20 protein-coding genes and 1 tRNA gene are annotated in these 25,036 nt (G+C 35.3%); 13 read left to right on the plus strand and 8 right to left on the minus strand.

Annotated elements, in window-relative coordinates; translation table 11 throughout:
• The first annotated feature begins 473 nt into the window (after positions 1 to 473).
• The 3 genes from LZQ00_RS16670 (at position 474) to LZQ00_RS16680 (ending at position 7,057) form a co-directional block, all read left to right on the plus strand.
• Positions 474 to 1,856, plus strand: a complete 1,383-nt coding sequence (locus LZQ00_RS16670; RefSeq protein WP_234510384.1) for an alpha-L-fucosidase — start codon at positions 474 to 476, stop codon at positions 1,854 to 1,856.
• 217 nt (positions 1,857 to 2,073) lie between these two features.
• Positions 2,074 to 5,280 (plus strand): SusC/RagA family TonB-linked outer membrane protein, encoded by a 3,207-nt coding sequence (locus LZQ00_RS16675; RefSeq protein ID WP_234510385.1) that lies wholly within the window; start codon positions 2,074 to 2,076, stop codon positions 5,278 to 5,280.
• Positions 5,281 to 5,299: 19 nt separating this feature from the next.
• Complete coding sequence (locus LZQ00_RS16680; protein WP_234510386.1) at positions 5,300 to 7,057, plus strand: RagB/SusD family nutrient uptake outer membrane protein; 1,758 nt, start codon at positions 5,300 to 5,302, stop codon at positions 7,055 to 7,057.
• Positions 7,058 to 7,836: 779 nt separating this feature from the next.
• Here the strand turns inward: LZQ00_RS16680 and LZQ00_RS16685 are convergent.
• A tRNA-Glu gene (locus LZQ00_RS16685) sits at positions 7,837 to 7,908 on the minus strand.
• A 134-nt stretch (positions 7,909 to 8,042) separates the two neighbouring features.
• Positions 8,043 to 8,684 carry a 4'-phosphopantetheinyl transferase family protein gene (locus LZQ00_RS16690; RefSeq protein WP_234510387.1) on the minus strand — a complete coding sequence of 214 codons (642 nt, stop codon included), beginning with the start codon at positions 8,682 to 8,684 and terminating at the stop codon, positions 8,043 to 8,045.
• 136 nt (positions 8,685 to 8,820) lie between these two features.
• Between LZQ00_RS16690 and dcd the strand changes: the two genes are divergently transcribed.
• A complete protein-coding gene (gene dcd / locus LZQ00_RS16695; RefSeq protein WP_234510388.1) occupies positions 8,821 to 9,357 on the plus strand; it encodes a dCTP deaminase in 537 nt (178 codons plus the stop codon).
• Between the two features lie 114 nt (positions 9,358 to 9,471).
• Here dcd and prfB read toward each other — a convergent pair.
• Positions 9,472 to 10,555, minus strand: a protein-coding gene (gene prfB, locus LZQ00_RS16700; protein ID WP_234510389.1) for a peptide chain release factor 2 whose coding sequence is annotated in 2 segments (ribosomal slippage) — positions 9,472 to 10,494 and positions 10,496 to 10,555 — 1,083 coding nt in all. Because the reading frame shifts where the segments join, the coding sequence is not laid out codon by codon here.
• 101 nt (positions 10,556 to 10,656) lie between these two features.
• On the opposite strand from prfB, the gene pgi reads away from it, so the two are divergent.
• On the plus strand, positions 10,657 to 12,306 hold the full coding sequence (gene pgi, locus LZQ00_RS16705) for a glucose-6-phosphate isomerase (protein ID WP_234510390.1): 1,650 nt from the start codon (positions 10,657 to 10,659) through the stop codon (positions 12,304 to 12,306).
• Positions 12,307 to 12,382: 76 nt separating this feature from the next.
• On the opposite strand, the gene pfkA is transcribed toward pgi, so the two are convergent.
• The 4 genes from pfkA to LZQ00_RS16725 all read right to left on the minus strand — a co-directional run bounded on the left by pfkA (position 12,383) and on the right by LZQ00_RS16725 (position 17,006).
• Positions 12,383 to 13,357, minus strand: coding sequence for a 6-phosphofructokinase (gene pfkA / locus LZQ00_RS16710; RefSeq protein WP_234510391.1), 975 nt, complete (start codon positions 13,355 to 13,357; stop codon positions 12,383 to 12,385).
• 25 nt (positions 13,358 to 13,382) lie between these two features.
• Complete coding sequence (locus LZQ00_RS16715) at positions 13,383 to 15,074, minus strand: protein-disulfide reductase DsbD family protein (protein WP_234510392.1); 1,692 nt, start codon at positions 15,072 to 15,074, stop codon at positions 13,383 to 13,385.
• A 494-nt stretch (positions 15,075 to 15,568) separates the two neighbouring features.
• Positions 15,569 to 16,018, minus strand: coding sequence for a protein-disulfide reductase DsbD domain-containing protein (locus LZQ00_RS16720; protein ID WP_234510393.1), 450 nt, complete (start codon positions 16,016 to 16,018; stop codon positions 15,569 to 15,571).
• 217 nt (positions 16,019 to 16,235) lie between these two features.
• Positions 16,236 to 17,006 carry a biotin--[acetyl-CoA-carboxylase] ligase gene (locus tag LZQ00_RS16725; protein WP_234510394.1) on the minus strand — a complete coding sequence of 257 codons (771 nt, stop codon included), beginning with the start codon at positions 17,004 to 17,006 and terminating at the stop codon, positions 16,236 to 16,238.
• 50 nt (positions 17,007 to 17,056) lie between these two features.
• Here LZQ00_RS16725 and rsfS point away from each other — a divergent pair, with 50 nt between their 5' ends.
• From rsfS to LZQ00_RS16745, 4 genes are all read left to right on the plus strand, one after another.
• Positions 17,057 to 17,431: a ribosome silencing factor gene (gene rsfS, locus LZQ00_RS16730; protein WP_234510395.1), complete on the plus strand. Its 375-nt coding sequence runs from the start codon at positions 17,057 to 17,059 to the stop codon at positions 17,429 to 17,431.
• A 43-nt stretch (positions 17,432 to 17,474) separates the two neighbouring features.
• Positions 17,475 to 19,550 carry an ATP-dependent zinc metalloprotease FtsH gene (gene ftsH, locus LZQ00_RS16735; RefSeq protein ID WP_234510396.1) on the plus strand — a complete coding sequence of 692 codons (2,076 nt, stop codon included), beginning with the start codon at positions 17,475 to 17,477 and terminating at the stop codon, positions 19,548 to 19,550.
• A gap of 62 nt (positions 19,551 to 19,612) precedes the next feature.
• On the plus strand, positions 19,613 to 20,260 hold the full coding sequence (locus LZQ00_RS16740) for a lactate utilization protein C (protein ID WP_234510397.1): 648 nt from the start codon (positions 19,613 to 19,615) through the stop codon (positions 20,258 to 20,260).
• 3 nt (positions 20,261 to 20,263) lie between these two features.
• Entirely contained in the window at positions 20,264 to 20,887 is a 624-nt protein-coding gene (locus LZQ00_RS16745) for a rhomboid family intramembrane serine protease (RefSeq protein WP_234510398.1), read from the plus strand.
• A 1-nt stretch (position 20,888) separates the two neighbouring features.
• On the opposite strand, the gene LZQ00_RS16750 is transcribed toward LZQ00_RS16745, so the two are convergent.
• Complete coding sequence (locus LZQ00_RS16750) at positions 20,889 to 22,427, minus strand: YifB family Mg chelatase-like AAA ATPase (RefSeq protein WP_234510399.1); 1,539 nt, start codon at positions 22,425 to 22,427, stop codon at positions 20,889 to 20,891.
• Positions 22,428 to 22,656: 229 nt separating this feature from the next.
• On the opposite strand from LZQ00_RS16750, the gene LZQ00_RS16755 reads away from it, so the two are divergent.
• From LZQ00_RS16755 to trmB, 4 genes are all read left to right on the plus strand, one after another.
• Positions 22,657 to 22,926 (plus strand): YtxH domain-containing protein, encoded by a 270-nt coding sequence (locus tag LZQ00_RS16755; protein ID WP_234510400.1) that lies wholly within the window; start codon positions 22,657 to 22,659, stop codon positions 22,924 to 22,926.
• Positions 22,927 to 23,016: 90 nt separating this feature from the next.
• Positions 23,017 to 23,451 carry a phage holin family protein gene (locus LZQ00_RS16760; protein WP_234510401.1) on the plus strand — a complete coding sequence of 145 codons (435 nt, stop codon included), beginning with the start codon at positions 23,017 to 23,019 and terminating at the stop codon, positions 23,449 to 23,451.
• Complete coding sequence (locus LZQ00_RS16765; RefSeq protein WP_234510402.1) at positions 23,426 to 23,932, plus strand: hypothetical protein; 507 nt, start codon at positions 23,426 to 23,428, stop codon at positions 23,930 to 23,932. The genes LZQ00_RS16760 and LZQ00_RS16765 overlap by 26 nt, the downstream gene beginning before the upstream one ends.
• Positions 23,933 to 24,193: 261 nt before the next feature.
• The gene (gene trmB / locus LZQ00_RS16770) at positions 24,194 to 24,850 is read left to right on the plus strand and encodes a tRNA (guanosine(46)-N7)-methyltransferase TrmB (RefSeq protein ID WP_234510403.1); all 657 of its coding nucleotides are present in this window, start codon (positions 24,194 to 24,196) and stop codon (positions 24,848 to 24,850) included.
• Positions 24,851 to 25,036: the final 186 nt, after the last annotated feature.

The following is a 25,036-nucleotide window of genomic DNA, read 5'->3' on the forward strand; positions in this document are numbered from 1 at the left end:
GGTTCTCCTGAACCATTATTGCCATATTCTTGATCCTCGCTATTAAGTTTCCAATATAGATTTTAAGATTGCAGCTATCATCTAATGTGTAGTTGGAAGATTTGCTTGTGAATTTTATGTTAATTTCTTTAATATAACGTTTTCGTTAATGGAGCAATCGATTGCATGTGTGCTAAATTACTTTTTGAGATAAAATGTTTCTTATACTTGAAAATACAATTATATAACACATTATTATGATCATTCGAGATTTGAGGACGCATAGTCGATTTCTATGTATACCGAAATTATTGTTAATAAACCCAGTTCTTTTTATTGAACTTCGGAAATACTACTCATATATTATTGTTTCAAAAACGTAATTAATAACGAGTTACTGTAATAGAGCATCTCTCTTATCTAATTTATTCATTTGAATGAGTTTTGGAAAAATTGCTTTTAGTTTAGAATCTTACATATTAAAATTTGAAATAATGAGAACATTCATCATTGTATTTTTAATATTGACTCACAGCCTAATGGTTGGGGCACAGGAACGTCCCGCAAAGTGGTTTAACGATGCGCGCTTTGGGCTCTTTTTGCATTGGGGATTGTATTCCCAGACGGCAGGAGATTGGAAAGGTAGACCAACAACAGGAGGAGAGCATTTTATGTTGCATGAACGGATCCCATTGACTGAGTATGCTAAAATTGCTAATGATTTTAATCCTACTAATTTTTCAGCTGACCAATGGGTCAATGCTGCGAAGGATGCTGGAATGAAATATGTTGTCATTACAGCAAAGCATCATGATGGATTTGCAATGTTTGACTCTCCAAGCAGTGATTATAATATTGTTAAAAGGACGCCTTTTGCGAAGGATCCTATGAAAGAGCTAGCAAAGGCTTGTAAAAAATACGGACTTCAACTTTGTTTTTATTACTCGCTGGGCAGAGATTGGGAGGATCCGGATGTTCCTACAAATTGGCCCATTAAAGGAGGGAGAAGCAACACTTGGGATTATCCCAATGAAGATGCGAAAGATTTATCAAAATATATAGAACGTAAAGTCAAACCACAACTCAAAGAACTTTTAACACACTATGGTCCTGTCGGTATCATTTGGTTTGATACATTTGAGTTGGTAAATAAGCAACAAAGTCAAGAAATAAGAGATCTGATCTTATCTATCCAACCCAACTGTATTATCAATAACCGAATCGGTAACGGATATGGTGATTATACAGTTGTAGAACAGTCGCTTGTAAACAGTTCTCGGAAGAATTGGGAGGCTTGTATTACAATGAGTGCTAACTGGGGATATAACAAGCATGATACAACCTGGAAATCTGCTGAAGTCCTGATCCGAAACCTGACTGAGGTTGCTAGTAAAGGTGGAAACCTGTTGCTGAATATCGGTCCCAAGGGAGATGGTACATTTCCAGAAGAGAGTAAAAAGCGACTGAAGGAAATAGGGAGCTGGATGGATATTAATGGTGAGGCCATTTATGGAACACAGGCATGGAAGATAACAGGAGAAGGAAATGATAAGTTGAAAGAAGAGAATCTTGGTAGAAATGAAAAGCAAACATTGAAAGACGCGGTCAATGATGCTACTTCGCAGGATATCGTACCCGATATACGATTCACCACTAAAGGAAAAGTCGTTTATGTAATTGTACGGAATCCTTCTTTGAAAAACATCCGTGTGAAAAGTATGGGAAAATTACAAGATGTAGAAATCAAGAATGCCCGAATATTAGGAAGTAAGCAGAAGATTCGATGGCAGCAAAATGGTGAAGCATTGTCCTTTGATATACCGCAAAATGTGAAGCCAGGTTTGCCGATATATGTACTTGCAGTAACAATAAAATAGAAAACCATCGTACACCGCTTGATATTTTATCAAAAGCTTATTGTAAGCTAACCAATTAAATAGTCATTTTCTTTTAAGGAATCCACATGCAATAACAGTGGTCTTAAGTGTTAAAAGTTATTTGACTCATATATTTTTCTAAACCTAAACCAATGAATTACAAAAGATTCAACTTTTGTGATAGAAATAACACTCTTTTATAAACGAATAAAATAACATGAAAAGAAAATTACCCAGATCACTCTACTCCAGTATGTATTGGAAATCAGTTTTCCCAATCTCCTGTATTATTTTATGCGCCGAGCCAATACAGGCTTTTAATGTGCGTAAAGTTGTTTCTTTGGAAAGCAATGTTCAGCAAACTACAATCAGCGGTAAGGTTGTGGATGCACAAGGACAACCTTTAGTAGGTGTTACCGTTCAGGAGAAAGGTACCCACAATAGTACTTCTACGAATGATGCAGGAGCTTATATAATCCAGGTTCAATCCACAAGCTCTGTCCTGAGCTTTACCTATGTCGGTTACGAATCCTTAGAATTAGCTGCTAATAATGCCAAACGTGTTGAGCTGAACTTAAGTAATGGCGCATTGGAAGAGGTCGTAGTTGTGGGCTATGGAACACAAAAGAAAGTCAATCTGACTGGAGCAATTGCTTCAGTTTCTGGAGATGTCTTAAAAAATCGACCAATCAATAATATCGCAAGTGGTCTTCAAGGAACAGTTCCCAATCTGACGATTACTAACTCAAATGGTAATCCAAAAGGAAACCCAACGATCAACGTTCGCGGAACGACTTCTATCAATGGAGGTGGTCCATTGGTTCTGGTGGATGGTGTTGAGATGAATCTAAATTTAGTCAATCCCAATGATGTTGAGAATGTGACAGTTCTTAAGGATGCTGCATCTGCAGCTATTTATGGAGTTCGAGCTGCTTTTGGGGTAGTCTTGATTACCACTAAAGGAGCTAAGGGGGTAAACAAAACTCAACTTTCGTATTCAGGTAACGTAGGATTTTCTCAACCCAGTGTATTCCCAGAGGTGGTTAAAAAAAATTATGAGCATGCAGAGTATATCAATAATGCCATGCTAAATGCCGGACTAGCGGTAATGTATTCTGAAGAGGAAGTAGATGCGATGAAAGCTTGGACAGCCGATCCGAAGAATAATCCAGATTATCTAATCTTAGGTGGCGTATACAAATATGTCGGATATAATGATTGGAATAAAATGCTATTGAAGGACTTTTCTCCTTCACAGCGCCATTTCGTAAGTGCTTCTGGAGGAAGTGAAAAAACTAAATTCTATTCTTCCGTAGGCTATACAGGACAAGATGGCATGTTGAAAATCAACAATGACAAATTTGAGCGCATCAGCACTAGATTGAGTGTAGAAAACCAAACGACCAATTGGTTAAAACTGGGACTTAAAGCCCTATATACACGAAATAATGTCGATGAACCTACACAAACCTATGGCAATGCTACTTGGCATCAATTCGTATTTACGAGTCCTGTGAGACCTTTCATGTGGACAGGTGATAGCAAATACCCGCAGTATGATCAATTCAAAGGAATGTATTTTGATGATCAAAACCCTTATTCACTGCTTGCTTTAGGAGGAAGAGATAAAACCAATATGAATGAAATATGGAATACTTTTTCAGCTGATGCCAATATTTTAGATGGATGGACGGCACATATGGATTTCAATTATAATTATTCGACAAGTGAATATACCTACCATAAGAAAAAGATAGATCTGGTGAGAGCTAATTTTCTCGCTACAGAAGGAAACACCGCTAATAATTACTATAGGGTATATAATTCAATGAAGAATTACTATGCATTCAATGCCTTTACACAATATGAAAAGACATTGGGTAAGCATTATCTGAAAGGTATGGTAGGATACAATCAGGAATTAACCCAAACAAAGTACACAGATATTTATAAATATGGTCAACTAAATCAAGAAATGCCAAGTCTTGGATTGGGTACAGGTACACAAACTATTAATGAGTCTGGATACGAATGGGCTTTACGTGGTGGATTTTTTAGACTGAATTATATTTTTGATAATAAATACCTATTTGAAGTAAATGGTCGATATGATGGAACATCCAGATTTCCTAAAGAGGACAGATTTGTGTTCCTTCCTTCATTTTCTGCAGGATGGCGAGTTTCGGAAGAAAAATTCATGGATTGGTCGAACTCCTTTCTTAACGACCTAAAGTTAAGAGGTTCATATGGTCGATTAGGTAATCAGCTCCTGACATCTAGTGATTGGGTAGGAAATATGGGATACTATCCATACATTCCATTTATGTCTAATGATGTGTCAGGTAACAATAACTACCTTTTTAACAATGATCGTGGTACTGTGATCAATCCTCCTGGTTTGGTTGACAGAAATCTAAGCTGGGAAAAAGCCTCTACGCTCAATTTTGGTGTAGATGTCGCTTTATTTAATTCTAGATTAAATGCTGTTTTTGATATTTATACGCGTAAGACATCTGATATGTTGACTTCAATCGCCTATCCAGAAGTGTTGGGAGCAGCCTCTCCTGTACAAAATATCGCAGATCTGGAAACAAAAGGATATGAATTTACATTGTCTTGGGCCGATAAAATTAATAGCTTGAATTATAAACTATCTGCTGTATTAGGCGATTCGCAAGGTACAATTACAAAATTTGACAATCCTACAGGTTCATTGACCAATTATTATGTAGGTCAAAAAATTGGCGAAATATGGGGTTACGAAACACTTGGTTTTTTCAAAGATGCTGCGGATGTCACAGCTCATGCTTCACAGGCTAAACTTGGATCTAATTGGTCTGCAGGAGATATAAAATACGCAGATTTGAATGGAGATGGAGAAGTGAGCAACGGAAGTAACACGTTAGCTGATCCTGGAGACAGAAGAGTAATTGGTAATGCTACTCCACGTTATACATATGGTTTTAATGCCGACGTAGACTATAAAGGTTTCTTTGTGAATCTTTTCGTTCAGGGAGTTGGAAAGAGAGACTATTGGCCTTCAGGTCAAGCTTTTTGGCCTGTATCTACGCAGTATTTTACTGTGCAACAGTGGCAATATGATAATACTTGGAGTGAAGAAAATACAGATGCCTACTTTCCTAAGATATCAGCTAGAAACACGAGGAACCAAAGTACTCAAACGAAATATCTACAGGATGCTTCTTATTTGAGGTTGAAGAATCTGACAATTGGTTATAATTTTAATAAATCATTATTGGAGAAGATAAAAATGAATAATCTTCAAGTTTATCTGAGTGGAGAGAATCTTTTTTTCCTATCTAAGATTAAAGGAAACTATGATCCTGAGTCTGCTCCAAATAATGGGGCTGTAGCTTATCCTTTTTCAAAAACTTATTCTTTAGGTCTTAGTTTATCATTTTAATAATATTACTGTAATAATCATGAAATTTAAACATATAAAATTAGCTACGCTCATGGGCGTATTTACCTTGTATTCCTGCAATGACAATTTTCTTGAGCGTTACCCAACGCATGATCTAAATGCTACTTCCTATTGGAATACAGAGGAAGATTTGAAGTCATACACAAATGGTATATATAATAGTGCTGCAGATAATTCCAAATACATGTTTTATCTTGGCTTTACAAATACAGCATTTGGAAGTGCTACACATGCAGTTGTCCCTTTTGAAGTGCAATCTGACAATCATGCTTCATTAGCTTCAGAACACGTTACTTTTGCTGAGGTAGCTGCTGGTAGAAATGTACAGCCTACCAATCCAGATCAAGGTGGATGGTATTGGGATCTATTAAGACGAATTAATATTTTGCTGGAAAACTATGATAAAGCAAATATTGCTCAAGAGGTTAAGAATCGTTATGCAGGAGAAGCGTACTTTTTCCGGGCATGGTTCTATTTGGACAAAGTGCAGAGATTTGGAGATGTACCTTATATCACAAAGTCATTAAATGTTACGGACGAAGAGGTGTTTGGTGCAAGGACACCAAGAAAAGAAGTAATGAATTCGGTTCTGAAGGACATTGATCAGGCTATCGAATTTTTACCTGAAACCTGGACAAATAACAGATTGAATAAATACATGGCATTGGCTCTGAAATCAAGATTGTGTCTATACGAAGGTACTTTTAGAAAATACCATGGACTAGGGGATCATGAGTTATTCTTGAAGGCATCTCTGGAAGCCTCTAAGAAGATCATGGACAGTAAGAAGTATAGAATCTTTAACAACGGCAAACCTACAGAGGATTACGGTACATTATTTAAGACAATAGAATTGTCTACCAATCCAGAGATTATTATGAGTAGAAGCTATGCGAAGGGAGTCCTTACGCATAATATGTCTGGATATATAGCGACTCAGAATGCTGGTGCAACGAAAGACTTTATAGACGATTTTTTAGTGATTGATAATGATGGTTTAGCTCGTCCTGTTGGATTAAGTACTTCTTATGATGATTCTAGCATTGAAAATGTATTTAAAAATCGAGACAAACGTCTTTCACAGACAGTGTTAAATCCTGTTAATGAAAATTCGGTGTTTAAATCAAATGTAGGATATCCAAGATTATTAGGTATGGGTGGAAACATAAGTGCAACAGGCTATCACTTAATTAAGTACTTTGATTTTGATCAGAGTCAACAGGGAACCAATCAGGATACTGACGCACCAATATTTAGATATGCGGAGATTTTACTCAACTATGCCGAGGCAGCTGAAGAGCTGGGGCAACTGGATCAATCGGTTCTGGACGCGACTATCAATCAGATAAGAGCAAGAGCAGGAATGCCAAATATGTTATTAAATCCAGTGATGGATCCGAAATATGCTGCTGAAGGGATTTCCTCCAATTTAGTTGAGATCAGAAGGGAGAGACGTGTGGAATTAAGCTATGAAAAATTGAGATATCATGATCTGATCCGCTGGAAGAAAGGAGCCTATATGGCTAAAAAAGTACTGGGAATGCGATTTGAAGAGAGTGATCGTAAGAGTGCGAGGTATGCCAAAGTTGCGGCTTCTGTAAAAACAGTGGAAGTCAATGGAAAACATTACATTGATGTCTACGGAAATGACAATTTGGGTAACCGTACTTTTAATGAAGGTAAAAACTATTATTTCCCGATCCCTGTCAATGTGATTTCAAAAAATCCTAATATTACACAAAATCCTCTTTGGTAAATTAGTATACAAATAAGGATGGAACTGCTGAGGTTGTTCCATCTTTATTTATTTTCTATGAGATGCTATTCTAATTTCAGATACCTCAATAAAGTTTGCAAAGTATTGTCAAGTAGCTTTATAAATCATACAATCTTAATACTTTTTTCCATTTTAGATAGAAAATATAGATGTCTGAAAGTCCTGAGCCGCGGGTGAAGTGAGGATAAAGCAGGGATAAAGCACATGCTAGGCGTGGTAAAAGCGTTTCTTCAAGAAGAACCATCATAGCATATGATTTGAACAGATAAATTGCAGGTTAAGCATGTTTAATCGATACGCGTGTACCTTGATGGCTATCCGTGGCATGTATATAAAAGGAATCTAGGACAACCGTCAATCAATTGTTTTTTAAGTAGGTTTCAGTTATTGTTTAAGTTGGTTCCGAAAGTGTTTTAGAATTGACTTGACTACGCTTTGATTGGGGAGAGGGTGTTATTTATCTTGTTCTTGAAGATATATGGAATGGATACCTTACAACTATCACAGGTTGGGTAAGAGATAGCTGGAGATGTATCGTAGTATGTACGGATCAGTACCGAATATTGTTGGCACTTCTATGGACTTTAAAGGACTTGCATGGACTTCTAAGGACTTTTGTTTGTAGGAAGTATAGGGATTTAGTTCTCTAAAAATACAAAAACCGAAGATAATAATACGAAAATAGCAGGAATTGAATTCATGCTATTTTAATGGCAAAAAAAAATCCTACATCGTAGGATTTTTTATGTAAAATTTTGTAGCCCGTAGGGGAATCGAACCCCTGTTTCTAGAATGAAAATCTAACGTCCTAACCCCTAGACGAACGGGCCATTTGTTTATTAATGTGCTGCAAAGATAATAGCTTTTTCAAATTGTCCAAAAAAATATGAAGTCATTTTTCGTAATCCTCTGAATTTGAATAAAATTATTTTTTCAAAAAGTGACAGAACGATCAAAATAAGGCTTATTCCACTACATATGCGAGTAAATAGTCATTAAATTTTTCATAATGGACGTTAAAAATCCGATCATAATATTCACTTTTTAAATACAATGACAATGTGCCTTGATCCTTATATTCGAAAGGAGATATCGTCATATTATGCAAAAATGAAACTCCAGCATTACCCTGAAGTTTATAGACCGCTTCTTTGGCACTCCAGCATGCATACAATTGTTCTATTCTATGTTTATCTTTGGAAATAAAACTCAATTCCTCTTCTTTTAGAAATTTATGGGCAATGCGCTCTACTTTAGATTTGATGAGTTCCATATCAATTCCCACATTGCCTAAAGAGCTTATAATGGCTCCTGCATAATCAAAAGAATGTGTCAAGGATATTTTTTGAGGAAAGTTAGCTAAGTATGGTTTCCCATTGGAATCCGAAGGGCAATCAATGTAAGATGTTGTATTTAATAATGTACGAAGTAATACGCGCGTTGCAAGCCAATGTAATCTACGTTTACCATTGGATAAACTAATGAGTTTTTTTTCTTCCAATTGATCTAATTGCAGCTGAGAGGATAATGTCCATTCATCCTCTTCAATTCGCCAAATTGCAAATTTGGTGTGATTGTCTAATTCTCGTAGATATACTAAGCTCATTCTCAAATTTAATGAAGAAATATTGTAAAATGCTGTAAAATATCAACGATTACTGTATTTTTGAAAATTAATGATTGAAATGAACCTTTCTAAATTATTTGAGGTCAACTTTAATCTTGAACAACATTGAAGAATCATGATTTTATCAGATAAACGTATATTAGAAGAAATTGAAAATGGCAATATTGTCATTGAACCCTATGACCGGAAGTGTTTAGGTACAAACTCTTACGATGTTCATTTAGGCAAGCATTTGGCGACCTATAGGGATCGCGTACTTGATGCTAAAAAGCACAACGAGATTGTTCATTTTGAAATTCCTGAAGAAGGGTTTGTTCTGGAGCCAAATACGCTATACCTGGGAGTAACATTGGAATATACAGAAACGCATAAGCATGTTCCTTTTTTAGAAGGTAAGTCAAGTACTGGTCGATTAGGTATTGATATTCATGCCACAGCAGGAAAAGGTGATGTCGGGTTTTGTAACACATGGACGTTAGAAATTTCATGCGCTCAACCTGTCCGCATTTATGCAGGAATGCCTATTGGACAGCTTATTTATTTTGTTGTAGAAGGAGAGATAGAAACGCTATACAATACGAAGGGAAATGCAAAATATAATACAAGGACGGAAAAACCAGTAGAATCTATGATGTGGAAGAATTCATTTTAGAAAGAATACCTTCAACATGGTTTATCGTAAAATTGGATCTTCCTGATTAGTGAATAAAGAAATATGTTGTCATAAAAAAGAGCAAGAATCACAATTCTTGCTCTTTTTTGTTAATTATCCTCCGAATTCCATTAAATATGCTTTTAAGAATTCGTCTAGATCTCCATCTAGTACAGATTGTGTATTAGAAGTTTCAAAATTAGTTCTTAAGTCCTTAATTAATTTATAAGGATGCAAGACATAATTTCTGATTTGCGAACCCCATTCAATTTTCTTCTTATTGCCTTCAATTGCATCACTGGCTTCTTGTCGCTTGCGCATCTCAATTTCATAAAGTTGCGATTTCAATAAGCGTAACGCATTTTCTTTATTTTGTAATTGTGATCTCGACTCTTGATTCTTGATGATGATACCTGTCGGTTTATGGTGTAATCGAACCGCAGTCTCCACTTTGTTTACATTTTGACCTCCAGCACCCCCAGCACGAAAAGTATCCCACTCAATCTCAGAATCTTTTACTTCGATTTCAATGTTATTATCAATTAAAGGATAAACATATACAGAAGCAAATGAAGTATGTCTCTTGCCGTTTGAGTCAAATGGAGAAATACGAACTAAACGATGAACGCCATTTTCACCTTTTAGATAGCCATATGCAAAGTCACCTGAAATTTGAAGTGTGACTGTTTTTATACCTGCGACATCACCCTCTTGCGAGTCTTGCTCAGTCACTTTGTAACCATTCTTCTCCCCCCACATGATGTACATACGCATGAGCATAGCCGCCCAGTCACAACTTTCAGTACCTCCAGCTCCAGCAGTAATCTGAAGAATAGCGTCTAATTGATCTTCTTCAGCACTGAGCATATTCTTGAATTCTAATTGCTCAACTTGTTCTAACGCTATTTGATATTGTTCATTGAGTTCACTTTCAGTTGCATCTCCTCCTTGAAAAAATTCATATAGGACACCCGTATCTTCTACGGCTGATGCTACTGCATCAAAATGATCTGTCCATACTTTCTGTAGTTTGATCGATTGTAATACTTTTTCAGCAGCTTTTGAGTCATCCCAAAAATCAGCTTGTAAAGTAATGGCTTGGTCTTTTTCTAAATCTTCTTTTCTGACATCGATGTCAAAGATGCCTCCTCAGGGAAGTTACACGATCCCTCAAATCTTGAATTTGTTCTTTGGTCATAATCACAAAGATACAGCTTTCTATAAGAATTGCCCAAAAAGCTTGCACATGAAGTCTTATGATTGTGATAAATTTTTATCTTTGAATAAATTTAGCAAAATATGTTACCAAAAATAGATTTTACCGAGACGGTTGCTTATCGTTATTTAGCAGATCATTACATCAAAATAAATGAATACAGTTTAAAAGATTTATTTCATGAGGATCCTTTTAGATTTGAAAAATATAGTATAGAATTTAAGGATATACTTTTAGACTATTCAAAAAATAGAGTTAATCACGAAACTTTAGCATTGTTGCGTCAATTGGCGAAAGAGTGTCATTTGGATAAAGCCATTCAAGCGATGTTTCAGGGGGAAAAAATCAATGAAACGGAAGGGCGTGAGGTGTTACATACTGCCTTGCGCAATCAATCTGGTAAACCCGTCATGGTTGATGGAAAGGATGTAATGATTGATGTGAATGAGGTTCTGGATCAAATGAAGTCATTTACAAATCGCATTCTTTCTGGTGAGTGGAAAGGATATACTGGGAAAACAATAACTGATGTTGTTAATATAGGTATTGGAGGTTCAGATTTAGGGCCAGTAATGGTGACAGAGGCATTAAAAGCTTACCGTACACATCTAAACATGCACTTCGTTTCAAATGTAGATGGGACACATATTGCAGAAGCGATTAAAAATCTTAATCCTGAAACTACATTATTCTTAATCGCATCAAAGACTTTTACGACACAAGAGACCATGGCAAATGCAAATACTGCTAAAGAATGGTTTTTGAAAAGTGGAGCTCTGCAGGCAGATGTAGCGAAACATTTTGCTGCGTTGAGTACTAATTTTGTTGCCGTTTCAGCATTTGGAATAGATACCAACAACATGTTTCAATTCTGGGATTGGGTTGGAGGACGTTATTCGTTATGGTCAGCAATCGGTTTGTCTATTTGTTTGGCAATCGGTTTTGATAATTTTAAAGAATTATTGACAGGTGCTTATGAAGCTGATGAACATTTTATATCAGCTCCATTTGAAGAAAATATTCCTGTTACATTAGCTTTATTAGGAATCTGGTACAATAACTTTTTCGAATCGGAAAGTCATGCTATTTTACCATATGATCAATATTTACATCGCTTTGCCGCATATTTCCAACAAGGAGATATGGAAAGTAATGGTAAATATGTCGATCGTAATGGTAATCGTGTTGATTATCAAACGGGTCCAATTATTTGGGGAGAACCAGGAACAAATGGTCAGCATGCTTTTTATCAATTGATTCATCAAGGAACAAAATTAATTCCTTGTGATTTTATTGCACCTGCAAATAGTTTAAATCCGATTGGAAACCATCACCAAATGTTACTGTCAAATTTCTTTGCCCAGACTGAGGCTTTAATGAATGGAAAAACAGAGGAAGTGGTAGTCGCTGAATTAAAGGCTGCGGGTAAATCAGATCAGGAAATTGAAAAATTGAAAACCTTCAAAGTATTTGAAGGAAATAGACCTAGTAATTCTATTTTAATCAAAAAGATGACAGCACGTACTTTGGGGTCTTTAATCGCCATGTATGAACACAAGATATTTGTACAAGGTATTATCTGGAATGTATTTAGTTTTGATCAGTGGGGAGTTGAGCTAGGAAAACAATTGGCAGGTCAAATCCTTCCAGAGTTAGTATCAGAAGATATCATTACTTCACATGATTCTTCTACCAATGGATTGATTAATCAGTATAAAGCTTGGCGCTCATAGTGCATAGTTTCCATAAAAAAAGCTTGGTTAATCAGTTAACCAAGCTTTTTTGTTTTATAAAAGAAATGTCTAATTCTTATAAAGAAAGGATTTCTACGATTCTCAATAAATTTTGATTGATAGAATCAATGTGTTTAATTGCTTTATTAAAAGGTGTAAACTCGACTTCATCATGGATTAAACCTGCCATCTCTCCTTTGCGACCCGCTAACAACGCTTCTACTGCTGCAACTCCTAATCTGCTGGCTAGTACTCGATCCATACATGTTGGGCTTCCACCACGTTGGATATGGCCTAAGATGGACAAACGTACGTCATAATTTGGAAAACTTTCTTTGATTTTTTCCGAAACGACCATACCTCCTTCAGCGTCGCCTTCGGCCACAATAACGATACGGGAAGATTTATTTTTACGTGTTTTATCAAGACGCTTCATGATAGCAGCATAGTCCACATCAAATTCAGGAATTAAAACCGCTTCTGCGCCTGTGCTTATGCCTGATCTTAAGGCAATTAATCCAGAATCTCGCCCCATCACCTCAATAACAAAAAGACGATCATGTGATTCTGCGGTATCTCGAATCTTATCAACCGCTTGAATGACCGTATTAATGGCTGTATCATAACCAATTGTAAAGTCAGTTCCAGCTAGGTCATTATCGATGGTTCCTGGTAATCCAATAATAGGTACATCAAATTCATCGATGAATATGGATGCTCCTGTAAAGGTTCCATCACCCCCAATGACAACTAGCGCATCAATATTATGTTTTTTTATGTTCTCGTAGGCTTTTTGACGGCCTTCTATTGTACGAAACTCATCACTTCTGGCTGTTTTTAAAATAGTACCACCTCTCTGAATGATGTTAGCAACGGATTTAACGTCCATAGCATACATATCGCCATTGACCAAACCATCATAACCTCTTTTTACTCCAAAAACATTCAAACCATTATATATACCTGCTCTAACTACTGCGCGAATGGCAGCATTCATACCAGGGGCATCACCACCTGACGTTAATACTGCTATATTTTTAATGTTACTCATGGTTCAAATGTAATAAAAAGAAAGATTATTTTTTAACATTAAAAGCGTCGATTCCACTTTGAAGATATTTAGCATATGCATTAGGATCATAGTTGGCCCCCGATGGTGGAACTAAAACATTACCTTCTGTATCGACAATAACGTATAGCGGTTGCGAATTACTATTAAATTTTGATGCTTGAAAATCTGAATTTTTGTTGCCAATATTTTTAATTTTTTTACCAGAATAAGTCGAAATAATTTGTTCTTCTTTAGGTAATTCTGTGCGGTCATCCACAAAAAGTTCAGCCATTACAAATCCTTCTTTTAATAATTTAGCAACTGTTGGATCTGTCCATACGTTAGCTTCCATTTTACGACAGTTTACGCAGTTCCATCCAGTAAAATCAATTAAAACAGGCTTTTTTAATTCCTTAGCAGTTTCCAAAGCTTGATTATAATCATAATAAGGGTCAAATCCTTTTGGAGTTCCTCTTTCATGGAATATTTCAGCATATTTTTTCACTTTTCCATCCGTATGACTACTTGTACTTGCAATGCCTGCTGACAAATCAAAATCCTGTGAAGCAGAAGGAGGTAAAAAGGCGGAAATAGATTTCAGTGGAGCTCCCCAAAGTCCTGGGATCATGTAGACAACAAATGAAAAAACAACAATTGCTAACAGGGTACGAGGAACAGATAAAAACTTCAACTCGCTATCATGAGAAAATTTAATTTTTCCAATCAAGTATAATCCCATTAATCCAAAAATTGCGATCCATAGGGATAAAAACACTTCTCGATCCAGCCAATTCCAATGATAAGCTAAGTCAACATTTGATAGAAACTTAAGCGCTAGCGCTAATTCTAAGAATCCTAAAACAACTTTCACGCTATTCAGCCAACCACCTGATTTTGGAAGAGATTTTAATAAGGAAGGAAACATGGCGAATAGCCCAAAAGGAATTGCTAAAGCGATAGAAAATCCAAGCATTCCGATGGCTGGACCCAATCGCTCTCCTTTAGAAGCTGCTTCTACCAATAACGTTCCAATAATTGGACCAGTACATGAAAATGAGACCAAACAAAGGCTGAATGCCATAAAGAAAAGTCCAACTAATCCTCCTTTATCCGATTTTGCATCCATTTTATTAACGAATGAACTTGGTAATGTTATTTCAAAAGCGCCGAAAAAAGATGCTGCAAAAACAACTAGAAGCAAGAAAAATACAAAGTTGAAAATACCATCTGTGGATAAAATATTAAGGGCATCAGAACCAAAAAGAATGGTAATGATCATCCCTAAGGAAACATAAATGATAATGATAAAGAGTCCATATAATAAGGCTTTACTTATTCCACTAGTTCTGGATCCTGCTTGTTTCGTAAAGAAACTAACTGTCAAAGGTAGCATTGGAAAAATACAAGGCATTAATAAGGCTGCAAAACCTCCAATTAAACCCGCAAGAAAAATTCCCCAAAGGGATTTTTTCTCTGAGGGTGGGGCTGTTATTACTGTATTTTGTGCAGCTTTGGTCGTGTCTTGACTAACTGTATCTGGACTTTCAGAAAAAACCAAGTCTTGTGGTATTGTTGAAGGAGTTGTCGTATCAGCAGATTCAGAAAATTCTATCCCTTCTGAACTGATCAAAGAGTCTTGCGTTGTTGCGAAAGAAAAGAAAGGAATAAAAAAACTGAAAATAACGAAGTAAAGTATAAATAGTTTCTTTTTAGCCATTTTGTAGATTTCAAATATAATTTGTAAAATTAAATAAAGACGATGAGAATCACCTTATATTTTAGTAGTTGTAAAGTCAATTTTACTATTTTATCGTTATGAGCGGTAAATATTCGTTATTGATGACATACATTTTATGGTATGTTTGAAATTTAACACTTACGAGCTCTTATTTAACATTCTTTCATTAAAAATGTACCCTTTTCTATCTTCCTTAATATTTTCTGACTTTAGTTTTACGGCTCTATTCCTCAAATGATTCTTTAGGAGGTGGAAAATAATGGGCTGAAGATAGCTGATCTGGTATCTTTGCTCTTTTGATTATTTATTGAAGATGTTTTATTATAAAGAGTCTTGTATTTTTTAGAGCGTGATTAAAGAGGTAAAATGAGCTTCAATAACATTGTTTTCATTCGATACAATAAAAAAATCGGTATTCAGAATAGCTCATTTGATCCATCTGAATACCGATTAGAAAAATTTATTAAAACAACCTACTTAATCGCCACTGTAAATGCGTAGTCATCAGGAGGAAGACATTGTGTTTTATCACAAGCTTGGAATTCTACTGATCCTTTGACTGTTGTAGTACCTTTATTTAATTTTACTTTTTGTTGAAAAACAACTTCTTTTGTGAAATAACCAACATTCATTTTGAATACATCTTCATATTTCATAGCTGGTTTTGGCTCCGCTGTTTTACCATTCAAAGAATATTCTTTTGAAGTTGGATAAGTGAAAGAAGTCGCAATTGGACCACCCTCTCCCAAGTTTTGGGAATAAATATGCCATCCATCTTGAATTGTTGCTTTGATAAAAATTACCGCTTCTTTGCTGTTTAATTTTTTTGAAGCAACAGTCCATTTTACTGGATTGTGGATTTGAGCAACAGCACCTGAAATGGCAAAAAATAATACTGCTACTATTAATGTTAATTTTTTCATCAGAATAATTTGTTTTTTAAAGGCGATGAAGTTATCATGAGCACTATATTCATCGCGGGTTTTTAAGTTTTTTAGCTCATGATGCTTTCATTGTTTTTATTTAAAATAGTTGTTCTTTCTTTATGACGAAGTAAAGATGCTAAAGTTTAATTTATGTTTAGCAAATTTAGTTTTTTGATTTAACATTTTGATTCGATACTAGTAAATATTTTGTTGTTTACAAGACATACCGAATTTCTTTGAGATTCAACTCTCTAATTTCTTCATGTATTTGTATTTGTAGTAAGCCATTGTGTAACACCTGAATAATTTTACCATCGACTTCTTTTTCCTCGAAAATAAATTTTTTGATTTCATTTTTTCTAAAAAGATTTTGATTGAATTCGATTAGTTGGTCAGCATGTCTTGCCAAGTTAAGTTGCTTATATTCGTTATCTAAAAAGGCATACAATTCTTTTGCTAAAGTTAGGATGTCGAAAGTCGTATTGGATTTATCAATTGATTTTAGAGATGTAATAGCAGATCCCTTCACAAATCTTGTCTGGTTGATATTAATGCCTATTCCAACAATACTATTAGAAAGGTTGTTGCCTTTTATGCTATTTTCGATTAATATTCCAGCTATTTTTTCATTATCTATATAGATATCATTAGGCCATTTTATTTGAACTTTTTTTTCAGTCTTCGTTTTCAGCCATTTTAATAGCCCAAGGCTTATGGCACATGATAAAGCAAACTGTTGCTGTATTTTTAGAAAACGAGGGTAAAGAAGAATAGATGTAATGATATTTTTACCGGGTTCACTCAACCAGATATTACCTCTTTGTCCTTTGCCGGCGAACTGTTCTACTGCTAAAATGGCAGTTCCTTCGTCCTGTGGCTTGAAATTTGACAAGTTTTCTTTAAAATAATCATTCGTGGAAGCCACACGGTCAATAGTAATTATATTTTGACCAATGATAAGTCCTGAAAATGTGTTATTTTGCAAACTGATAAATGTTTAATTATATATAATAGTCAAAACTATAATATTTTTTAATGGATAAAAATAAAAGTTCAGAATTGTCAACTCGGCTATCAGAAGTGGTTGTGTATGGAATGCAAGAAAAGAAAGCAAATGAAATCGTGCGATTGGATTTGAGAAATATTAACAGTTCTGTTTCTGATTATTTTGTAATTTGTCATGCAGACTCCAATATCCAAGCGAATGCTATTGCAAAAAGTGTAGAGGATGAAGTTTATAAAGCATTTGGTCAAGATCCACAATATAAAGAGGGACAAAGTATTGGCGAATGGTTGATTCTTGATTTTGTAGATGTGGTAGTTCACATCTTTAAGAAAGAGAAGAGAGCGCTCTATGCAATAGAAGATTTGTGGGGAGATGCTCAAGCACAAGAATTTCAGAGTGCTTAAAATGGTAGAAAAAATAGAATTAAAACGATATAAATAAGATAGAATGAAGAAAATACCAACCGGTAAAATAACCCCAAAACCGCCCAAGTTTAATATCATGTGGCTTAGTTTTGCTTTGATATTGGTTTTTTTTGCCTTACAATATGTTTTTAGTGATTCGGCCACTAAAAAAATCACTTACAGTGAATTTGAATCTAAAATCTTGCCTTCTGGGGATGTAGAGAAGCTTGAGGGAACGAAGAAAAATGATCTTGTCGTTATTGATGTTTATATTAAAAAAGATCGATTAAAAGATGAAAAATATAAAGATGTAGCACCAGGTGCAAATGCTTTAGCATTAACCCCAGTGACTGGACCTCAGTATACTTTTACAGAAGCTTCGGCAGATATTCTGGCAGCTAATTTAAAGACCGCTCAAGAAAATCTTCCTGCAGGAACACCTCGTTTGAGTGTGAGTTATGAAGATCGTTCAAATCCATGGACAAATTATTTTGTAACCTTTATTTTGCCTCTAGTGGTGATGGTTTTCTTATGGTTATTCTTAATGCGTCGTATGAATGGTGGCAGTGGCGGTGGTGGCGGTGCTATTTTTAATATTGGTAAATCTAAAGCACAATTATTTGATAAAGAATCTCAAGTAAATATTACATTTAATGATGTAGCAGGTCTGGAAGAAGCGAAGCAAGAAGTGATGGAAATTGTTGACTTCTTGAAGAATCCTCGTAAATATACCAACTTGGGGGGTAAAATCCCTAAAGGTGCGTTATTAGTAGGCCCTCCAGGAACAGGTAAGACTTTGTTGGCAAAAGCTGTTGCGGGTGAAGCTCAAGTACCTTTTTTCTCTTTATCGGGTTCAGATTTCGTTGAAATGTTTGTTGGAGTTGGAGCATCTCGTGTGCGTGACTTGTTTAAGCAAGCGAAAGAGAAAGCACCATGTATTATTTTTATTGATGAAATTGATGCCATTGGTCGAGCTCGTGGTAAAAACTCCATGATGGGAGGCAACGATGAACGTGAAAATACATTGAATCAATTGTTGGTTGAAATGGATGGTTTTGGAACGGATTCTGGAGTTATCATTTTAGCTGCAACTAACCGTATTGATGTTTTAGATAGTGCTTTGTTGCGTCCAGGTCGTTTTGATAGACAAGTTTCTATTGATAAACCTGATTTAATTGGTCGTGAACATATTTTTAAGGTGCACTTGAAGCCATTGAAATTATCGCAAGAAGTGGACGCTAAAAAATTATCTGCACAAACTCCTGGTTTCGCGGGGGCAGAGATTGCGAATGTCTGTAACGAAGCGGCTTTGATTGCTGCTCGTAAGAATAAAACGGAGATCGATATGCAAGATTTTCAAGATGCGGTGGATCGTGTGATTGGTGGTCTTGAAAAGAAAAATAAAATCATATCACCGGAAGAGAAAAAAATCGTTGCTTATCATGAAGCTGGACATGCTATTGCTGGCTGGTACCTTGAACACGCAGATCCATTAGTGAAGGTGTCTATTGTGCCTCGTGGAGTAGCTGCATTAGGTTATGCGCAGTATTTGCCTAGAGAGCAGTTCTTATACACCACGGAGCAGCTCGTAGATAGCTTATGTATGACAATGGGTGGACGTGTTGCTGAGGACATTACATTCGGACGGATCTCTACAGGTGCTCAGAATGATTTGGAACGGATTACAAAATTAGCATATGCTATGATTGCTATCTACGGGATGAATGAAAAAGTTGGAAATGTATCTTTCCGTGATGGATCTGAACAATTTCAAAAACCTTATTCTGACAAAACGGCAGAGTTAATTGATTCTGAAGTACGTAATTTAATTACTGACGTATATGCTAGAACAAAAGAGTTATTGTTAGAAAAACAAGCTGGATTAATTGCAATTGCTGAGAAATTGTTGGAAAAAGAAATCTTATTCCAAAGTGATTTGGAAGAAATATTAGGTAAACGTCCGTTTGACACGAAAACAACTTATGATGAGTTTGTTAATAGTGGAGATGGTGGCGGTGTTCCTCAAACGGATCTTCCATTAGATGTGTTACCTGAAGAAGCGAATGCTACAGAATCACCTCAGGTAGATATAAAAGAAGAAGACAATCCAAAGACATAGATTTTAATTTTACAGCGCTTCTTTAATTAGAAGCGCTGTATTTTTATTTAGTTGCTTGCTGTATGAATGTTAAAAACAATAGTAATAAAGAGCAAATGCTGGGAAGAATACGACAAGCATTAGTGCAAAAAAAGGAAAACCCGCATCCTAATTTTCAAAAAACAACTCTTTATAAGGAAGAAGATGAATTGGTTGATGTAACTTTTGCAAGGGAATTGACTGCAATCGGGGGAAAGTTTCTCTATTGTGATGGAGAAATTAATTTGATTGAAAATCTCATTCTACTAACAGAAGAGAATAATATTAAGAAAATTTTTGCATGGGAAAAGGGGATCCAAGATTTGTTATCTCCCTATGGTTTTCCGATCCAAACGACAGAGACTAATTTTGATGATGCTGATGCTGGTATTACTTCTTGTGAAGTTTTAATTGCACGGAATGGTAGTGTTATGGTGAGCAATGCGAATGCTTCTGGACGAAGATTGGGTATATATCCTCCCATTCATATTGTTATTGCAAAGACTTCTCAAATGGTTTGGGATTTGAAAGATGCATTATCCTATATGCAACGTCGTTATGGCGATCAAATGCCTACAATGGTTTCTACTGTTACAGGACCATCTCGTACCGCAGATATTGAGAAACGATTAGTGTTGGGGGCTCATGGCCCCAAAGAATTATATGTTTTATTGTTGGAAGATCGTTTTTAAGGCATGATACAAGAATATCTTTTTTTGACTCCAGTCGCCAGTATTATTTTTATTTTAACTGTTGCTTCTAGTATTTACAGTTTTTCAAATCCTCAAGTTTTGCGTGAAATGATGTTGCACCCTTATAGTATTTATCGTAAAAGAAGAGTGTACACGATTTTAACGAGTGGATTAATACACAAAGATTGGGGGCATCTGCTTTTTAATATGATAACCTTCTACTATTTTGGGTTTGGACTAGAGAAGATATTAATTCAGGTAAGCGAATGGGGACATTTACAATTTGGGATAATCTATGTGTTAAGTTTGATACTCAGTGATATTCCGACAATTATACAACAAAAGAATAACGATGGATATTATAGCTTAGGAGCATCAGGGGCAATTTGTGCCGTATTGTTTAGTTATATCTTGTTCGATCCCAAAATGATGTTGGGTGTTTTTATGATTATCCCTATGCCTGCATATTTATTTGCTGTACTTTTTCTTGGGTACTGTATTTGGGCTTCAAAAAATTCGAAAGATGGCGTGAACCATGATGCCCATTTATTTGGAGCATTATCAGGTGTGCTTTTAACCTTTATCCTATATCCTTGGATTATCAGTCATTTCATCAGTAAATTTTAAGTTAACCAGCCCAACTTTCACGATCTAGACTTCTAAATTGAATCGCTTCAGCCAAATGATGATTCTCTATATTCTTTGAATGCTCCATATCTGCAATCGTTCGGGCAACTTTTAAAATACGATCATATGCTCTAGCCGATAAACCTAATTTTTCCATTGCGATTTTAAGTAACTGTATACCACCAGCGTCAATTTGGCATATTTCACGTACCTGTTTTGCACTCATCTGAGCGTTGTTATGCACTTGATGATTGTTGCTAAAGCGCTCCCGTTGAATTTTTCTAGCCTCAATAACTCGTTTCCTGATTTCAGCACTTTTCTCAGCGCTATGCTTTGAAGCAAGTTCTTTGAAGGCAACTGGAGTTACTTCTACATGGAGATCAATCCGATCCAATAATGGCCCTGATATCTTGCTTAAATAGCGTTGTACAGTACTATTTCCACATATGCACTCTTTCTCAGGATGATTATAGTAACCGCAAGGACATGGATTCATGGCGGCTATCAACATAAAGCTAGCGGGATAATCTACTGAAAATCTCGCTCTTGAAATCGTAATGTTTCGTGATTCCAAAGGTTGCCTCATCACTTCTAATACTGTTCTTTTAAATTCAGGAAGTTCGTCAAGAAAAAGGACACCATTATGGGATAGCGAAATTTCTCCAGGTTGAGGGCTTATGCCACCACCAACAAGTGCAACATCTGAAATTGTATGATGAGGAGATCTAAAAGGTCTTACTGTCATTAGAGAATCTTTAGCGGTTAAATGCCCTGCTACAGAATGAATTTTAGTTGTGTCTAATGATTCTTCTATTGTTAAGGGGGGTAATATCGTAGGTAATCGTTTTGCCAACATCGTTTTTCCTGATCCAGGAGGACCTATTAGAATAACATTATGACCTCCAGCAGCTGCAATTTCCAAGGCTCTTTTGATGTTTTCCTGACCTTTAACATCTCCAAAATCTGCCTCATAATTGTCGATCTTATTTAAAAACTCATTTTCGATATCTACGATTGTCGGCTTCAAATCTATCTTATCATTAAAAAAATCAATAACTTCAAATAGGCTCTCAACGCCAAAAATCTCTAAATCTGAGACAATAGCAGCTTCCCTTGCGTTCATGTTCGGTAAAATAATCCCTTTAAACTTATCTTTCAAAGATTGAATCGCTATAGGTAATGCTCCTTTAACGGATTGGACTTTTCCATCCAAGGATAATTCTCCAAGAATTAAATAATCTGCAAGCTTATTGGAATCAATTTGATTGGAGGAGGCAAGAATTGCTGTTGCAATAGCTAAATCATAAGAGGAACCCTCTTTGCGAATGTCAGCAGGAGCAAGATTGACGACAATTTTTTGTCTTGGCATCCGTTGATTACAAGACACAATGGCACTTTCTATTCTTTGTAAGCTTTCTTTAACTGCATTATCTGGCAATCCGACAATATAATATTTCGTTCCTGCCGTAATATTCACTTCTACGGCAATCGTCGTTGCTTCAATGCCATAAACAGCACTGCTGTAAGTTTTTGTTAACATAAGGTTTTATATAACTAGTAATTAAAGTTAATGAAATAAATTAAATGCTTATTATATTTTGTTTTTTTGATTTAAATAATTCGATTTTTTAGATAGAATACGTTATATTGTTGTTCATAAGATTTATCATATATCAAAAAAAAATTGCCTTTTGGCAAACGATTTGCTTAGGTAATTGTATTATTATTGATAAAATAGATTCAAGGATTAATATTTAAAGTTTAAGAATATGAATGATAGTAGCAAAGTAGTAGTCGCATTATTAGCAGGGTTAGCTGCTGGAGCCGCTTTAGGAATTTTATTTGCACCAGATAAGGGATCAGATACAAGAGATAAACTCAACGATTCATTAGCGGATTTAGGAGATGCTATTCGGGAACGTGCAGAAGAACAATTTGATCAATTGAATGATCTTAAAGAGAAAATTGTATCTACGCTTAAAACAAAAATAAATAAAGGAGAAGAGATCTCTGAAGATGAAATCACAGAGCATGCATAGTGTGAAATAATTTCATGAAGAAATTATTAACAATAATATAGAGCAGGGCAATTAGAGGTGAATAGCTTCTGATTCTTAATATAGAGTTGAATGGAAGAAGAAAAATTTTCGTTTAGTGGAACATTCCAAAAAACAAAGGAGTATATAGATTTGCAATTGAATTTGATTCGGTTAAAGACCGTCGAACGATCTTCTCGTTTGATTGCAAGTTTGATTATGGATGGGGCAAAATTAATATTGACTTTGTTCATTGTATTCTTCCTTTGTCTTGCATTGGGTTTTTATTTGGGAGAAGTATTAGGAAGTAATTCCTTAGGTTTCTTAGCTACTGCTGTTATATTTTTCATTATTCTCCTATTAATTCGTGTATTTGAACCGGGTTTAGAGTCTAAATTTATGGATTTGTCTATACGTCGATTCTCTTCAAAATGGAAAGATGAAGTAGAAGAAGATACTGTTATAATGGAAGATAAAATTTTGAAAGAAGAAACATTAGAAGATGAAGAAACACAGCAAAATTCATAATCTTGCCGAACTTAAGGCAGAAATTGCTCGTCTTAAGGTTTTAAAAAATGAGCAAGAAGCCTATCTGAAGTCACAAATGTCTTTATTAAATCATAAAATTGAGACACCTGTTCGAATTTTTAATTCGCTGAAGTCGACTGTACCAGGCTTAAATATGCTTACAGGTTTATTTTCATCTCAAGCTAGTGCATCGAAAGACTCAGATTGGCTAACAAAGACTCTTCGCATTGGCGTTCCCTTTGTGATGAACAAATTCTTCTTTAAAAAGGCTGGTGTGTTGAAAAAAGCTCTTCTTTTGTTAGCATCAGAAAAGGCTGTTGGCCAGGTTAATCAAGATAAAGTGATTAGTCTAATTGCAAAAGTAACGGATTTCATAAAACCTAAAAAGAAGAAAAAAGAGAAGGTAGACGACACAAATCTTCCTGTAGTTGAAGATCAAGAAAACGAATACGGTATCCCGTCTTATAGTGAAACTTACTAAACTTGCTTACTTAAAATCTTGGTAAGCAAGTTTTTATTCCTTATTCAAACTCAATTTATGTTTTCAACTTTGATTTTGAAGCCTAATTCCATTCATCAATTTTCGCGGTATGCCATAGCTAACCTAAAGCTGCCAATTTAGGATAAACAGTTATTTCCAATCATCACTAAGTGATCACCAATATATATTTTAATGTCTTTTCCACGATAAGTTATTGATTACTGCAAATATAAGGCTATTTTTGCAGGATATTTTATTGTAATGGGTAAGGATAAACTTAGAAAATTTGCAGAGATAGCTACTTTTGGCAATGTCGTAGAACTAGATGCTGGCAAAGAATTAAAGGGTCAATGGGCTGAAAAGCATTTTAAAAATAATCATCCAATCGTTGTAGAATTGGCTTGTGGTAAAGGTGAATACACCGTCAATTTAGCTAAACTCTTTCCAGAAAAAAACTTTATAGGGGTTGATTATAAGGGGAATCGCATCTGGAGAGGTGCAAAGACTGCCATAGAAGAAGACATTACCAATGTTGGTTTTTTACGTATTCAAATTGAAATGATATTGGAACATTTTGAAGAAAATGAAATCTCAGAAATTTGGATTACATTTCCTGATCCACAACCTCAAGATAGTCGTGAGAAAAAACGGCTAACAAATCCAACTTTTTTAGGGAGGTATAAATTTGTTTTAAAAGAGGGAGGTTTCATGAACTTGAAAACAGATAATGATGGATTCTATAATTACACGTTAGAGCAGATTGAAATACTAGGATTGCACAAACTTGCGGAAACAACAGATCTTTATCATTCAGATTTAGTGGACGAGGTACTATCCATAAAGACATACTACGAAAAAAAATATTTGGCAGTAGATAAGAATATAAATTATGTAAAATGGTCTTTTGACCATATTTAATAAGAATAATAAGCATTTTGAAAAGGAGTAAAAAAATATTTTTTACTCCTTTTTTTATATCTTTTTGATAACATTAAGTTAAAATACAAATGAGATTCATAAAATAACCTTAACACTAAGCCGTCCATTTCTTAATATAGCAATTGCATTTTTGTGCTGAAATAAATTCAAACAAAAAACATTTTT

The organism is Sphingobacterium sp. SRCM116780, assembly GCF_021442025.1.
Taxonomy (GTDB): Bacteria; Bacteroidota; Bacteroidia; order Sphingobacteriales; family Sphingobacteriaceae; genus Sphingobacterium.